This is a genomic window from Sphingosinicella microcystinivorans (genome assembly GCF_003634215.1).
Taxonomy (GTDB): Bacteria; Pseudomonadota; Alphaproteobacteria; order Sphingomonadales; family Sphingomonadaceae; genus Sphingosinicella; species Sphingosinicella microcystinivorans.
On sequence record NZ_RBWX01000007.1, the window covers coordinates 1 to 14,070 of the forward strand.

The 14,070-nt window shown below is 64.5% G+C and carries 15 protein-coding genes and 1 tRNA gene; 7 read left to right on the top strand and 9 right to left on the bottom strand.

What is annotated here, in order from left to right:
* Window positions 1-270, top strand: a 270-nt coding sequence (locus DFR51_RS00180) for an HU family DNA-binding protein (protein WP_147423388.1), incomplete at its 5' end; no start/stop codon positions are given.
* A gap of 250 nt (window positions 271-520) precedes the next feature.
* On the opposite strand, the gene DFR51_RS00185 is transcribed toward DFR51_RS00180, so the two are convergent.
* Window positions 521-1,438: a HEPN domain-containing protein gene (locus tag DFR51_RS00185; RefSeq protein WP_121047057.1), complete on the bottom strand. Its 918-nt coding sequence runs from the start codon at window positions 1,436-1,438 to the stop codon at window positions 521-523.
* Window positions 1,439-1,804: 366 nt separating this feature from the next.
* On the opposite strand from DFR51_RS00185, the gene DFR51_RS00190 reads away from it, so the two are divergent.
* The gene (locus DFR51_RS00190; RefSeq protein ID WP_121047058.1) at window positions 1,805-2,242 is read left to right on the top strand and encodes a DUF6998 domain-containing protein; all 438 of its coding nucleotides are present in this window, start codon (window positions 1,805-1,807) and stop codon (window positions 2,240-2,242) included.
* Between the two features lie 40 nt (window positions 2,243-2,282).
* Here DFR51_RS00190 and DFR51_RS00195 read toward each other — a convergent pair whose 3' ends face one another.
* The 3 genes from DFR51_RS00195 to DFR51_RS00205 form a co-directional block, all read right to left on the bottom strand.
* Entirely contained in the window at window positions 2,283-3,530 is a 1,248-nt protein-coding gene (locus DFR51_RS00195; protein WP_121047059.1) for a tyrosine-type recombinase/integrase, read from the bottom strand.
* Window positions 3,531-3,690: 160 nt separating this feature from the next.
* Window positions 3,691-3,778 (bottom strand) — tRNA-Leu (locus DFR51_RS00200).
* A gap of 29 nt (window positions 3,779-3,807) precedes the next feature.
* Window positions 3,808-4,560 carry a competence/damage-inducible protein A gene (locus DFR51_RS00205; protein ID WP_121047060.1) on the bottom strand — a complete coding sequence of 251 codons (753 nt, stop codon included), beginning with the start codon at window positions 4,558-4,560 and terminating at the stop codon, window positions 3,808-3,810.
* A gap of 103 nt (window positions 4,561-4,663) precedes the next feature.
* Between DFR51_RS00205 and DFR51_RS00210 the strand changes: the two genes are divergently transcribed.
* Together DFR51_RS00210 and map are read left to right on the top strand one after the other, a co-directional pair.
* Entirely contained in the window at window positions 4,664-5,317 is a 654-nt protein-coding gene (locus DFR51_RS00210; RefSeq protein ID WP_121047061.1) for a murein L,D-transpeptidase catalytic domain family protein, read from the top strand.
* A 9-nt stretch (window positions 5,318-5,326) separates the two neighbouring features.
* The gene (map, locus tag DFR51_RS00215; protein ID WP_121047062.1) at window positions 5,327-6,145 is read left to right on the top strand and encodes a type I methionyl aminopeptidase; all 819 of its coding nucleotides are present in this window, start codon (window positions 5,327-5,329) and stop codon (window positions 6,143-6,145) included.
* A 19-nt stretch (window positions 6,146-6,164) separates the two neighbouring features.
* Here map and DFR51_RS00220 read toward each other — a convergent pair whose 3' ends face one another.
* Together DFR51_RS00220 and DFR51_RS00225 are read right to left on the bottom strand one after the other, a co-directional pair.
* The gene (locus DFR51_RS00220) at window positions 6,165-6,620 is read right to left on the bottom strand and encodes a GNAT family N-acetyltransferase (protein ID WP_121047063.1); all 456 of its coding nucleotides are present in this window, start codon (window positions 6,618-6,620) and stop codon (window positions 6,165-6,167) included.
* Complete coding sequence (locus tag DFR51_RS00225; protein WP_121049502.1) at window positions 6,620-7,762, bottom strand: aminotransferase class V-fold PLP-dependent enzyme; 1,143 nt, start codon at window positions 7,760-7,762, stop codon at window positions 6,620-6,622. The genes DFR51_RS00220 and DFR51_RS00225 overlap by 1 nt, the downstream gene beginning before the upstream one ends.
* A gap of 76 nt (window positions 7,763-7,838) precedes the next feature.
* Between DFR51_RS00225 and radC the strand changes: the two genes are divergently transcribed.
* Together radC and purB are read left to right on the top strand one after the other, a co-directional pair.
* Entirely contained in the window at window positions 7,839-8,528 is a 690-nt protein-coding gene (gene radC / locus DFR51_RS00230) for a RadC family protein (RefSeq protein WP_121047064.1), read from the top strand.
* Window positions 8,529-8,586: 58 nt separating this feature from the next.
* Window positions 8,587-9,888, top strand: a complete 1,302-nt coding sequence (gene purB / locus DFR51_RS00235) for an adenylosuccinate lyase (RefSeq protein ID WP_121047065.1) — start codon at window positions 8,587-8,589, stop codon at window positions 9,886-9,888.
* 79 nt (window positions 9,889-9,967) lie between these two features.
* Here purB and DFR51_RS00240 read toward each other — a convergent pair whose 3' ends face one another.
* Together DFR51_RS00240 and DFR51_RS00245 are read right to left on the bottom strand one after the other, a co-directional pair.
* Window positions 9,968-10,804, bottom strand: a complete 837-nt coding sequence (locus DFR51_RS00240) for a helix-turn-helix domain-containing protein (RefSeq protein ID WP_121047066.1) — start codon at window positions 10,802-10,804, stop codon at window positions 9,968-9,970.
* Window positions 10,805-10,879: 75 nt separating this feature from the next.
* Window positions 10,880-11,812: an isopenicillin N synthase family dioxygenase gene (locus tag DFR51_RS00245; protein ID WP_121047067.1), complete on the bottom strand. Its 933-nt coding sequence runs from the start codon at window positions 11,810-11,812 to the stop codon at window positions 10,880-10,882.
* A gap of 247 nt (window positions 11,813-12,059) precedes the next feature.
* On the opposite strand from DFR51_RS00245, the gene DFR51_RS00250 reads away from it, so the two are divergent.
* A complete protein-coding gene (locus DFR51_RS00250; protein WP_121047068.1) occupies window positions 12,060-13,370 on the top strand; it encodes a M20 metallopeptidase family protein in 1,311 nt (436 codons plus the stop codon).
* Here the strand turns inward: DFR51_RS00250 and gpmA are convergent.
* Window positions 13,367-14,056: a 2,3-diphosphoglycerate-dependent phosphoglycerate mutase gene (gene gpmA, locus DFR51_RS00255; RefSeq protein WP_121047069.1), complete on the bottom strand. Its 690-nt coding sequence runs from the start codon at window positions 14,054-14,056 to the stop codon at window positions 13,367-13,369. The two genes, DFR51_RS00250 and gpmA, sit on opposite strands and share 4 nt — an antisense overlap.
* Window positions 14,057-14,070: the final 14 nt, after the last annotated feature.

Genomic DNA, 14,070 nt, shown 5'->3' on the forward strand with positions numbered 1-14,070 from the left:
AATGCCGACCTCGCCGAAGCGCTTGCCGAGACGCTCGGGACCACCAAGACCGATGCCCGCAAGGCCGTCGATGCGGTGTTCGCCGCGATCACCGACGCCGCCGCCAAGGGCGAGGAAGTGTCGCTCAATGGCTTCGGCAAGTTCAAGGTGAAGGCTTCTCCCGCGCGCGAAGGTCGTAACCCGGCAACAGGCGCGGCGATGCAGATTGCGGCGTCGAACAAGCTCTCGTTCAGCCCCGCCAAGGCGGTCAAGGATCGGCTGAACGGCTAAAGCCGGGACAGCAAGGGCAGGAAAACTGGCCGCCAGCTACAGGGGGGGGATAAGAGCTGGCGGCCGCACCAAGTGGGTGGAGCTGATGGAACGCAGGGCCGCAGGGCTGGTTCCGTTAGCGCCGCTCGCGGTTGCCACCCGGATAAAGGAACGCCGGCCCCAAAAGGCCGGCGTTCAGGTCATAAAGGGGGAATAATGGCGCCAGCCTATGGCGCCGGATACGGCGCGGCAACCTCACCCTTCCGGCAGTTCAGGCGGCGCGTTCGAGCTCGTCCAAACGCTTCAGGCAAAGCTCTTCGATGAGCCCGCGCAGCACCTCGACGCGGCTCCCGATCCAGTCCAGTTCCTCGGCCGTGATGCGGTACTGGCGCGAGTAGCGCGCCTTTACATAGGCGGCGCGCAGCAGCTCGTAGCAGCGCCGCTCGAACTTCGTGGAGCCCGGCCATACCTCGCGCAGCCGAGGTTCCAGCGCTTCGGTTTGCGAGCGCAGCCGGTTCAGGTTGTGCGTCTTCGGGCTGTACAAAGTCCGCACCAGGAAGAGCGTGTGGTAGAAGCGTTCTGCCGCCTGATGAAGGTTGAATGCTGCCAGTTTGGTGTGGCCGCGCTTCAAATGAAAGTCCGCTCCCTCCACGAACTCTAGCGCCGTGTTGAACCACTCTTCATAGTAGTCCTGCGTTTCCTTAAGCGCTTCGGCGGGGGTGAGCTTGCGCGGCGTTTCGAACGGACGGCCGGGCTCCTCGAACAGCACGATGCCATCCTTCACGATGTCGGTGAAGAAGTACCGACCGAGCTTCAGCTTGTCGTTTACGTCCTCAAAGCTGTGGTAGATCACGCTCACGGGCGTCCTGACCTTGCCCTCGCCGACCTCGGCAAGCAGCCGGTCCTCGGTTTTCAGCCAGAACTCGGGTACGTCGGTCAGGTCTTCGTGGTCGACGACGACAAGGATGTCGTAGTCCGAGAAGTAGCGCCCCACAGGGTCTTCTACCCAGTCGCCGCGCGCGTAGCTGCCGAACAGAATGATCTTGAGCAGCTTGCCGTCGCGGAAGCGCGGCGCGCGCCGCTCGGCGACCGCCTCGGCGAAGCCCTCGCGCAGCAGCGCGACGACGCGCTCAAGCTCGCGACGCTTGCCCTCGGGCAGAGCAATACCGGGATCATCAATGCTCTTCATCGCACACAGACTCGCTTCTAATCAGCGCCTTGCCAAGCACAAACACACGCAGCGAACACCTCTTCCCCCACCAGCCGCACCCGGCGGAAGAGCGGGGTGGGCGGCGGAGCGCCGACAGGTCCGGCCCAAAGGGCCGGGCCTGCACCCGAAGGGCTGCAACGAAGTGAAAGACCCGCGTCAGCGGGTTGCGGGACCGGCGCGGCCGGACCAAAGGCAAAGCGACCCGCACACACCGCGCGGGAGCCGGATCAGACAGGCTTTAGACCGCCGAAGGCGGTCGCAGGGCGGCGATTAACCGGGCGAAAGTTCCTCACTGGTATCAACGACACCCTCACGAATTCACCATTTCAGCGAAGGAGCGAAAGCGTGAAGCGCGTCAAACTGCCGGAACCTGTCGCAAGACATTATCGGGCCACTGCGGAGCTGGAAGCCATGTACCCTCACCGCAAGTTTACGCTCGACGGGCATCTCGTGGGTTCGCTGGGGGAGGTGGTGGCTGAACAGGCCCTGGGACTCACGCTCTATGGGATGAGCAAGCCGCTACACGACGCTTTTGACAAAGACGGCAATGTTCAGATCAAGATGACGGCAGCGCGGAGCGTGTCGATGTACGGGCCCTGTGAGCGCCTCGTGGTACTCAGGGTCGTCTCACCCGAGGAAGCCGAAATCAGCTACGACGGTCCGGGTGCCCCGGCATGGGAGCAGGCCGGAAAGATGAGGAAAAATGGTCAGAGAACCATCAGCCTGTCACGGCTACGCATGATAGCAGGCACGATACGAACACGTGACCACGCTGCATTATGAGGCCATGTCAGTCGCACGATCGGACTGCCGAACAAACCACTCAGAATGATTTGCGGCCCACTGCCGCACGGCTCTGTTCACGTCTGAGCCTTCCGCGCACCACATTCGCAGCACGCAGCTTATCGAGATGATCCGACCAATATTGCATCATTCGGACGCGCTCGGCCCAGTGTTCGCCGCGAAGATAGGCGCGGCGGACGTTGTTGCTTTCCATGTGCGCCAGTTGCCGTTCGATCGCGTCCGGGTGCCACTTGCGGCTTTCATTCAGGAGCGTGCTCGCAATGGCCCTGAAGCCGTGCGCCGTCATTTCATTCTGGGCATAACCCAGACGCCGAAGCGCGGCGTTGATGCTGTTGTCCGAGATCGGCCGGTCCGGTGATCGGATCGAGGGAAACAGGTAGCGGGAGTGGCGGGTGTAGAGCCTTAGCTCCCGCAAAAGCTCCAGAACCTGGGATGAAAGCGGCACATTATGTTCGCGGCCCATTTTCATCCGAGAGCCCGGGATGGCCCAGAGCGCGCCATCGAAGTCGAACTCATCCCATTCGGCATTCCTGAGCTCGCCGGGCCGGACAAAGACGTGGGGGAGGATCTTCAATGCAAAATCCACGGATGGCTGACCCTGGTAGCCGTCGATGGCCCGCAGCAATTCGCCAACGCGGTGCGGCTCGACGAGCGCCGCCCTGTGCTTGACCTTCGGGGCAATGAGCGCGCCGCGCAGGTCGAGCGTCACATCACGTTCGGCCCGGCCTGTGGCGATGGCATAGCGGATCACGCTGCTGCACGTGCTGCGCAGACGGCGGGCCGTCTCGTAACGCCCCCTGACCTCGACCGTTCGCAATACGGTTAGAACCTCGGGCGCTTTCAGCTCTCCGATCGGCCGTCCGCCGATCAGGGGTTCGGCAAAGCCGATGAGCCAACGCAGCTTGTCCATCGTTGAGGACGAGCGGCCTTCAGCCTCGCATTTTTCAAGCCATTCCTCCGCCACGGCCCGGAACGTATCCGCCTCGGGGACGGACGAGAGGCCGCGCGTGATCTTCTTGTAGACGGACGGGTTGATGCCCTTTTCGAGCATATCGGCCGCGCTCGCGCGCTTCTCGCGCGCGGCCTTGAGCGAGACCTTGGGATAGACGCCGAGGGCGATGGTGCCTCTTTTGCCCGCGTGCCGGTAGTCCATGCGCCAATAGCGGGCGCCATTGGGTTGAACGAGCAGATAGAGTCCATGCATGTCGGCGGCCTTGAAGGGCTTGTCGCGGACCTTGAGTTTTCGGATGGCGGCATCGGTCAGCATGACGGTACATTTCCGCTTTCGAGGGAAAATATACCGCAAATGTACCGTCAGATTTGACGGTATACAACGAACGGGGACGGTTTGAGACGGAAAGTGTACCGTCAGAAATGGCTGAAATCAGCCACTTTCCGGACGGGTGTGGACGCCTGCGGAAAGCGGTTGGTGCCCACGGCCGGGATCGAACCGGCACGCCTGAAACAGGCGAGGGATTTTAAGTCCCTTGCGTCTACCAATTCCGCCACGTGGGCCGCTGCGGTGTTCGGCGTGCCTAGCGTCTCTAGATGGCGCCGTCGAGGGGGTCGTGTCCGGCGGCGGAGAGCGCGTCCATCAGGCGCGCCGCGGCGTCGTCGAGCGCGGTCTGCTCGCGGCTGCGGATCACGAAGTTCGCGCCGATGCGGCCTTCGCGCCAGAAGGGGTAGCTGCCGATCTGGATACCCGGCTTCTCGCGCTCCACCGCGATCAGCAGGTCGGAGACGCTGCTTTCGGGCACCCAGGCGCCCACCGTGCGGTCGAGCACGGGAAGCCCGCCTTCGAGCTTGCCGTCGAGCCCCGCAAGCATCCCCTGCGTGATCTTGGGGACCCCTGCGAGCATGAAGACGTTGCCGATGCGGATGCCCGGCGCGCCCGAAACGGGGTTCTCGATAAGGTCGGCGCCGCCGGGCACGCGGGCCATGCGCAGCCGTGCCTCGGTGATGCGGTCGCCGTAATATTGGCGAAGCATCGCTTCTGCTTCCGGGTGCAGCACGACAGGCACGCCGAGCGCCTCCGCGACAGCATCGACGCTGATGTCGTCGTGCGTCGGCCCGATGCCGCCGGTGGTGAAGACGTAGTCGTACTGGGCGCGGCAGGCATTGACGGCAGCGACGATGGCACCCATCTGATCGGCAACGACACGCGCCTCGGCGAGCTGGATTCCCTGAATGTTAAGCCATTTCGCGAGATAAGCGAGGTTGGCATCCTGGGTTCGGCCGGAGAGAATCTCGTCTCCGATGACGATGAGCGCGGCAGTCCAGATGCGGGGTTCGGCCATGCGGCTATCCGTAGCCGCAGTGGCAAACAGGGTAAAGCGTGATGGCACGGCGTCGCACCGCCGTTGCCGGATCGGGCCGGTTTAGGGTATTCGGAGTGAAGACATGATCGGGATTCTCACCTTTGCCCTTCTGGCGGCCCCCGCGCCGAAGGCTGTAACGCTGGACGCGAACGTGCGCCGTGCCGCGCTTGATGTCGTCTCCTGTGCGCAGGCGTCGGGCATCGGCAAGAGCGCGCACACGGTCACGATCATCGATTACGGGCGCGCTTCGCTCGAACCGCGCCTGTGGGTGGTGGATCTGAAGACGGGCGCCGCGCTCGTGCAGGAATATGTCGCGCACGGCCGCAACTCGGGCGAGAATCGCACCACGAGCTTTTCGAACGCGATGAATTCCCACCAGTCGAGCCTCGGCCTCTTCGTCACGGCGGAAACCTATGTGGGCTCGAACGGCTATTCGCTGCGGATGGATGGGCTGGTGCCGGGGGTGAACGATGCGGCGCGGGACCGCGCCATCGTCATGCACGGTGCGCCCTACGTGAACCCCGAAACCGGCGCGAAGCAGGGCCGTCTGGGGCGCAGCTGGGGCTGCCCGGCGCTGCGCAGCGCGGTTGCCGAGGGCGTCATCGATCTCATCAAGGGCGGCAATTTCGTTTTCGCCTGGCATCCGGACAAGGATTGGGTCGGCACCTCGCCCTACGGCAAGTGCGTCGTCGCCATGAGGGATCGTCCGGCTGGCGCCAGCCGCACGGCGCGTTAGGATAGGGTCATGGACATGGAAGTTTCAGACGTCATTCTCGATGCGTCCGGCATCAAGCTGCACGGGCCGGATGCCTTCGAAGGCATGCGCCGCGCGGGCCAGCTCGCTGCGGCGGCGCTCGATATGCTGGTGCCGCATGTCGTGCCCGGCGCCCGCACGATCGATCTCGATACGATGGTCTACGAGTTCGTGCGCGAACGCGGCGGCGTTCCCGCCACCGTGTTCTACAAGGGTTACAGCCATTCGAGCTGCATCAGCATCAACCATGTCGTCTGCCACGGCATCCCGAGCACGAAGAAGCTGGTGAAGGGCGATATCGCCAATATCGACATCACGGTCATCGTCGATGGCTGGCACGGCGACACCAGCCGAATGTTCCTTGTCGGCGATGTGCCGCTGAAGGCGCGCCGCCTCGTCGATATCACCTATGAATGCCTGATGCGCGGCATCGCGGCGGCGAAGCCGGGCAATCGCCTGGGCGACATCGGCCACGCCATCCAGTCCTACGCGGAAGAGCAGCGCTGCGGCATCGTGCGCGATTTCTGCGGGCACGGCCTCGGCCGCATGTTCCACGACGAACCGAGCGTGGTGCATGTGGGCAAGCCGGGGCGCGGCGTTATGCTGAAGCCCGGCATGTTCTTCACGATCGAGCCGATGATCAATCTCGGCCGCGCCGATGTGAAGGTGCTCGACGACGGCTGGACGGCGGTGACGCGCGATCGCTCGCTCTCCGCGCAGTTCGAACACTCGATCGGCATCACCGAAACCGGCTGCGAGATCTTCACGAAATCGCCGACCGGTCTCGATCACCCGCCCTACGCGGTCTGAAGCCCGTTCTCTTCGGGCTTTACAGCTCCAGCGTCATGCAGACGCTGTAGGGGTCTTCGCGGTAATCCCCAAACGGCGGGCACAGCGTGAAGCCGCGGCTCGCATAGAGCAGCCGTGCCGCATCGAACGCGGCGGGCGTGCCTGTTTCCAGGCTTAGCCGCGTGTAGCCGCGCTTCTTTGCCTCTTCGATGATGTGGTCGAGCATCACGGTCGCGACACCGCGCCGGCGATAGCGCTCGTCCGTCCGCATCGATTTGATCTCGCCGTGCTGCGGGTCGAGTTCGCGCAGCGCGCCGCAGCCCAGAAGAACGCCTTCGTCCCACACCGTCCAGAAGGTGATGTCGGGCGCGCGCAGCGCGTCGAGATCGAGCGCGTGCACACTCTCGGGCGGTGAATGACGGTGCATCTCGTCGAGATGCGCCTGAAGCAGCGCGGCGATTTCCGGGCCTTGCAGATTGTCGCGACGAATGTCCATCAGCCGAGCGCCTCCCTCAGCACCGCGATCAACCGCTCGCAGTCCGTATCGTCGTTGTAGAGGTGCGGTGTGACACGCAGAGAACGGCCGCGCAGCGAAACAAAAACGTTCTCTGCGGCAAGGCGGTCGAGCAGACCGCCCGGCACGTCGCTCGGAAAACCGAGCGACAGGAAGTGCGGCGCGCGCGTTGCGGGGTCGGGCGCGAGAAGGCCGATGCCGCGCGCCGCTTCGCCAAGCGCGAGGTTCCTGCTGCCCAGCGTTTCGGCGATGTTCGCGATGCCCCAGCCGAGCAGCATGTCGATGGCGGCAGCCGCGCCCATCAGCAGCGGCGGGTTCGCCTTTTCGCCCATGTCGAAGCGGCGCGCGCCGGGCTGGAAATCGTTTCGATAGTCGACAAGCCGCGAGAAATCCTCGCTGCCGCCGCGATTCATCCAGTTGTGCTCGATCGGTGTGCCGCCATGATGTTTCGGCGCGACATACAGCATGCCCATGCCGTAGGGCCCCATCGCCCACTTGTAGCACGCGGCGACCATGAAATCGGGCTGCACGCGGTCCACATCGAACGGCAAGGCGCCGATCGACTGGGTGAGATCAAGCACAAGCGCGGCCCCTGCCTTTCGGCACGCGGCCCCCACGGTTTCGAGATCGACGAGGCCGCCGTCCGCCCAGTGGCAGTTCGGCACAGCGACAATCCCCGTGTCCGGGCCGATCGCGGCGAGCACCGCGGGGGTCCAGGCCTCCCCGGCTTCGCGCGTCACCGTCACGATGCGCGCGCCGCACGCGATGGCGTGCTCGCGCCAGATGTAGAGGTTCGAGGGAAACTGGTCGGCGAGGACCACGATGTCCTGCCCGCGCCGAAGCGGCAGGTTCCTTGCGGCGACGGCAAGGCCGTAGCTGACCGACGGAACGATGGCGAAATCGTCCGGCTTGCCGCCCGCGAGCGCCGCGAAACGGCTGCGTGCCGTCTCCGTGTGCGTGAAGAAGTCGGCGGGGCGGTATGTCCAGGGCGCGGTTTTCAGCGCCACGCCCTTGCTGGCGGCGGCGCTGACATCGTGCGCGAGCGGAGACATGTAGGCGCAGTTCAGGTAGGCGACCTCACGCGGAATATCGAACCGGTCGCGCTGGCAGGGGATCATGCTCATGGTTCCGTTAAGCCAGAAGCCCATTGCGGCTGCAAGGGACTGGCCTTTGCCCCCGGCTTGCGGCTAGCGTCGTTTCATGTCCGATATGGAGTCCGCCAACGCTGATGCCGGCCACCGCGCCCGTATGCGCGCCCGCATGCTGCAGGGCGGCGGCGATGCGTTTCACGACTACGAGCTTCTCGAATATATGCTCGGTCTTGCCATCCCGCGCCGCGATACCAAGCCGCTCGCAAAGGCCCTCATCACGCGCTTTCAGTCGTTCGCCGGGGTGATCTCGGCGGAGCCGCGCGATCTGAAGCGCGTCGAAGGCGCGGGGGACGCCGTGATCGCGACGCTCGGCTTCGTGCGCGCTGCGGCGCTCCGGCTCCAGCGTGCAAACGTCTACGGAAAACCCGTGCTTGCGGGCTGGCAGGCACTGCTTGACTATCTCCATGCCGACATGGCGCATCTGGGGCGCGAGCGTTTCCGCGTGCTGTTCCTCGATTCGCGCAACGTGCTCATCGCGGACGAAGCGATGTCGGACGGCACCGTGAACCAGACCGCGGTCCACGTGCGCGAAGTGATCCACCGCGCGCTCGATCTCGGCGCCACCGCCCTTATCCTTGTCCACAATCACCCCTCGGGCGACCCGAAACCGAGCCGGGATGACATCCAGCTCACCAACCACATCCGCGATGCGGCGCGCGTCCTCGGCATCCATCTCCACGATCACATCGTCATTGGCCGCGAAGGCCACGCCAGCTTCAAGGCCCTTGGGTTGCTCTAAGGCTGGAAACGCCGGCGCCCCTCTGCTACCCGCGCGGCCCAGAACAGGAGCCCCGCGCATGATTCCACGCTATAGCCGCCCCGAGATGACGACGATCTGGGAGCCGGAAACCCGTTTCCAGATCTGGTTCGAAATCGAGGCGCACGCCATGGATGCGCTCGCCGACCTCGGCGTGGTGCCGAAGGATGCGGCGAAAGCCGTGTGGGAGCGTGGCGGCTTCGATGTGGCGCGTATCGACGAGATCGAGCGCGAGGTGAAGCATGACGTGATCGCCTTCCTTACCAGCCTTGCCGAACATGTCGGCGAGGAGGCGCGCTTCGTCCACCAGGGCATGACGAGTTCGGACGTGCTCGATACCTGTTTCAACGTGCAGCTCGTGCGCGCGGCGGACCTCCTCATCGCTGATCTCGATGCGCTGCTCGTCGCGATCAAGCGCCGCGCGCTTGAACACAAGATGACCCCGACGATGGGCCGCAGCCACGGCATCCATGCCGAGCCGACCACCTTCGGCCTCAAGCTCGCGCAGGCCTATGCCGAGTTCGAACGCTGCCGCGCGCGCATGGTCGCAGCGCGCGAGGAAGTCGCCACCTGCGCGATTTCGGGTGCGGTCGGCACATTCGCGAACATCGATCCGCGCGTCGAAGAGCATGTCGCGAAGGCGATGGGGCTGACGGCGGAGCCGGTCTCCACGCAGGTGATCCCGCGCGACCGTCACGCCATGTATTTCGCGACGCTCGGCGTCATCGCTTCGTCGGTCGAGCGTCTCGCGGTCGAGATTCGCCACCTGCAGCGTACCGAGGTGCTGGAGGCCGAGGAGTATTTCTCTCCGGGCCAGAAGGGCTCGTCTGCGATGCCGCACAAGCGCAATCCGGTGCTCACCGAGAACCTCACCGGCCTCGCTCGTCTGGTGCGCGGCTATTCGATCCCGGCGATGGAAAACGTCGCGCTCTGGCACGAACGCGACATCTCGCACTCGTCGGTCGAACGCATGATCGGGCCGGACGCGACGGTCACGCTCGATTTCGCACTCGTCCGCCTCACCGGCGTTATCGACAAGCTCCTTATCTACCCCGAGCGGATGCAGAAGAATCTCGACAAGATGGGCGGGCTCATCCACTCGCAGCGCGTGCTGCTGGCGCTCACGCAGGCGGGCGTCAGCCGCGAGGATTCGTATCGGCTCGTACAGCGCAACGCGATGAAGGTGTGGGATTCGGACGGGCAGCTCCAGCTCCTCGACCTCCTCAAGGCCGACCCGGACGTGACCGCGCGTCTTTCGAACGCGGAACTCGAAAACCTGTTCGACCTCGGCTACCACTTCAAGCACGTCGATACGATCTTCCGGCGCGTTTTTGGCGAATAACCTATTGTAAAATAGGATTTGTTGTGCCGACCGAAGCGTCGGCGGCGCGCGGGCTTCTACTTCGTCTACATGTCGCTTTTCAGAAGCGGTGCTGCTTGCGTTCCTGCCGAAGCTGTATCCCGGCGTCGAGTAGGGGGGTCGGCGTGCGTTCGAACTCGGCAGGCGTCATGCCGATGAAGTGCTTGAACTCGCGCGTCCGGTGCGACTGGTCGAAGTAGCGCAGCGCGGCAAGATAGTCGTCGTCGGGATCACCGAGCCCGCGCATCGCTGCGGCCATGTCAAGGAAGCGGCTGCGCCGCATCACGGTTTTGGGCGTATGCCCGAAATGCGCGATCGACAGACGCTCGAGCTGGCGCGACGAGATGCCGAGCTGGTCGGCCAGGTCTTCAACGCGTGTCGCGCTATTGAGCCGCGCCACGCTTTCGAGGTGCTGCATGGCGGTGTTCACGCGCTTCGGCGATTTCAGCTGGGCGCTGATCGCAGCCTCGCAGATCGAGACGATCGCCTCGTCATCGGTCAGCTTGGCGACCTCCGCGAACTGCGTCTCGGCCTCGTCGCCCCACACGTCGGAGAGCCGGACCATGCGGTCCGCGAAGTCGGAAGCGGGGCGGTCCGAAAGCGCGCGCCAGCCGGAGGGGCGGAGAGCGACGCCGACAATGAAGAACGGTCCGCGTACGCGCACTTTGAAAGGCCGTGCGTTGGCGCCGAAGAAAAGGACGTCGCCCGGACGCTCCCAACGCCCCGGCGCGACCTCCGCGGCCCAGTCGCCGGTGATGAGGATGCGGACGAACGCGGTCTCGGCCAGCAGCCGGTCCACCATGACGAAATCTTCGGGGAGTGGTGCCCGGAATACATAGTGGCGCGCGACAAAGGGCGCGAGGTGGGGTGAGGGGGCATAGTTGCGCGACTGCAGCATGAACGGCTCTTCCGGCTCAATTCGTATACGCGCGGCAACTAATTACGAATGCGTATTGTTCCGCCCCCGCAAGATTCAGAGGAGTCGAATCTCTCGAAGCCGTTGCAGCAGATAAGCGTTGGCGGTGATGCCTTCGGGGTAGCGATCCGGGTTCGCTGCGGTCACGCAGCCGGGCAGCGTCTCGATTTGGTAGTCCGGCGCGAAATGGAGGAAGAACGGCATCGAATAGCGCGCGCGAGACGCCGCGGGCCCCACCGGGTTCGCCACGCGGTGTGTCGTCGAGGGCAGCACATGATTGGTCAGTCGTTGCAGCATGTCGCCGATATTCACGACAAGCGCGCCTTCGGGCGGGTTCACCGGCATCCAGGAGCCGTCGCGGTTCAGCAGTTCGAGCCCCGCTTCCTCGGCGCCGAGCAGCAGCGTGATGACGTTGATGTCCTCGTGCGCGGCGGAGCGGATACCGTTCGGCGCCGTGGGCTGCGGCGGGTAATGCAGGAAGCGCAGGACGCTGTTGCCGTCGCGCGTTGGACCGGAAAAAAACGCGTCCGGCAAATTGAGCCCGATAGCGATGGCTTCGAGCAGGCGGGCGCCCGCCGTCTCGAACGCCGTGAACATGCCAAGCGCCGCTTCGCGGAAGCCCGGAACCTCGGGCCACACGTTCAGCGGCATATCGGCGGCATAACGGTGCCCGGGCGGGAGTTCGCGCCCGACATGCCAGAATTCCTTCTGGTCGACCTCTGCGGCATCCTTGGCCGCCTCGACACCGAACGGCGTATAGCCGCGCGCACCGCCGGTGCCGGGGAGGTGCCATTGCCGCTTCACGGCATCGGGCAGAGCGAACAGGCGCCGCGCCGCGGCGTCCGCCGCGTTTATGGTTGCTGCCGGTATGCCGTGATCGGTCACCACGCCGAAGCCGTACATCCTGAAGTCGTGCATCAGCTGCTGCGAAAAATCAGCCGGGCGGCCCGCTATCGAAACGGGGCTCAAACTCTCGGCGGTTACGGTCATCTCGCAGGCTCGCAGGCAATTTTCACGCGGGAAATCCTAGCGCGGCGGGAACCGCTTGTCGCCTGCGGTGTTGTGTCATCTGACTCGCGTGATTTCTGCCCCCAACGCGCGCGGGTCACCCTGCCCGAAGGAGTGGGCCGCGTCGGCTTTTGAGCTGGCGCGGCCCTTTCCATGTGACGCGCGGGCCTTTCAAAAGGACTTCCGCCAAAAGGTTCGCTAGGGTCCCCCTTCGAACAGGGAGAAGCCGATGCGCCGTTTCGTTGCCGCCGCTATTTTCATGACCCTCTCCGGGCCTGCCGCCGCCGATGCCCTGACCGATGCGGTCGCGGCGGACACGCCGTATCTGGTGGCGCTTTACACGCATCTGCACGCCAATCCCGAGGTTTCGTTTCAGGAGGTCGAAACCTCCGCGCGCATGGCAGCGGAGCTGAAGAAGGCCGGGTTCGTCGTCACGACCGGCGTTGGCAAGACCGGCGTCGTCGCGGTTCTGAAGAACGGCGACGGGCCGGTGGTGATGCTGCGTGCGGATATGGACGGCCTGCCCGTGACCGAGGAAACCGGGCTGCCCTACGCCAGCAAGAAGACCATTCAGGTTCCAGGCGTCGGCACCTCCGGGGTGATGCATGCCTGCGGGCACGACATCCACATGGCGAGCATGGTCGGCGCTGCGCGGCGGCTGGCGGCGACGAAGGGCGAATGGTCGGGCACGCTTGTCGTTATCATGCAGCCCGCCGAAGAACGCGGCGGCGGCGCCCGCGACATGCTCGCGGATGGTCTCTACGCCCGCTTCCCGAAGCCCGCGCACGTCATCGGCCTGCATGACAGCGCGACGCTGCCTGCCGGAACGCTCGGTATTTCAGACGGCTACGTGATGGCGAACGTCGATTCGGTCGATATCGACGTGAAGGGCAAGGGCGGCCACGGTGCCTATCCGCACACGACGAAGGATCCGATCGTGCTCGCAAGCCGGATCGTCGGCGCGCTGCAGACGCTGATCAGCCGTGAGCTCGATCCGCAGACACCCGCCGTGGTGACGGTCGGCGCCTTCAATGCCGGCACGAAGCACAACATCATTTCCGACGGCGCGCACCTGCAGCTCACCGTGCGAAGCTATTCGGATGAAACGCGGCAGTTTCTGATCGACGGCATCAAGCGCATCGTGCGCGGTGAGGCGATCGCTGCTGGAATGCCGGAAGAGTTGATGCCTGTCGTCAATGTGGCCGACGAGTTCACCCCTGCCACGTACAACACGCCGATTCAGACCGGTGTGCTGAAGGAAGCCTTTGTCGCGCGCTTCGGTGCGGACAAGGTGAAGCCCTATAAACCCGAGATGGGCGGTGAGGATTTCAGCCGCTTCTACCGCGAGGACAAGAGCATCGAAAGCACGCTGTTTCGCGTCGGTGCGGTCAAGCAGTCGACATATGATGCAGCGGGCGGTGATCCGACGAAGCTGCCGTCGCTCCACTCTTCGAAGTTCGCACCCGATCCCGAACCCACGATCCGCACCGGCGTAGAGGCAATGGTGACGGCGGCGCGGGCCGTGCTTGGAAAGCGCTAGGCGCGATCTTTCAGGTAATAGCGCTCGATTTCCTTGAGGTCGGTGTCCAGTTCGTAGACGAGTGGCTGGCCGGTCGGGATTTCGAGCGTGGGGATTTCATCGTCCGAGATGCCGGAAAGGTGCTTGACGAGCGCGCGCAGGCTGTTGCCGTGCGCAGAGATCACCACGCGCTCGCCCGCCTTCAGGCGCGGTGCGATGGCGGCGTCCCAATAGGGAAGCACGCGGGCAATCGTGTCTTTCAGGCTTTCCGTGCGCGGCACGGCAATCCCCGCGTAACGGCGATCCTTCGAAACATCGAACGCGCTGTCGGCTTCCAGTTCGGGCGGAGGAATGTCGAAGCTGCGGCGCCAGATGTGAACCTGCTCGGCGCCCACCTTGTCGATCATCTCCTGCTTGTTGAGCCCGGTGAGGCCGCCGTAGTGACGCTCGTTGAGGCGCCAATCCTTGGTGACGGGCAGCCAGAGGCGGCCCATCTCCTCAAGGACGAGATTGAGCGTCTTGATCGCGCGCGTCTGCAGGCTGGTGAAGCACGTGTCGAAATCGAAGCCGGCACCGGCGAGAAGCTGCCCGGCGGCGCGGGCCTCGGCGGCACCCTGTTCGGTGACGTCGACATCCCACCAGCCGGTGAAGCGGTTTTCAAGATTCCAGGCCGACTGGCCGTGGCGCAGAAGTACGAGACGGGGCATTGTTCAGATCCTGA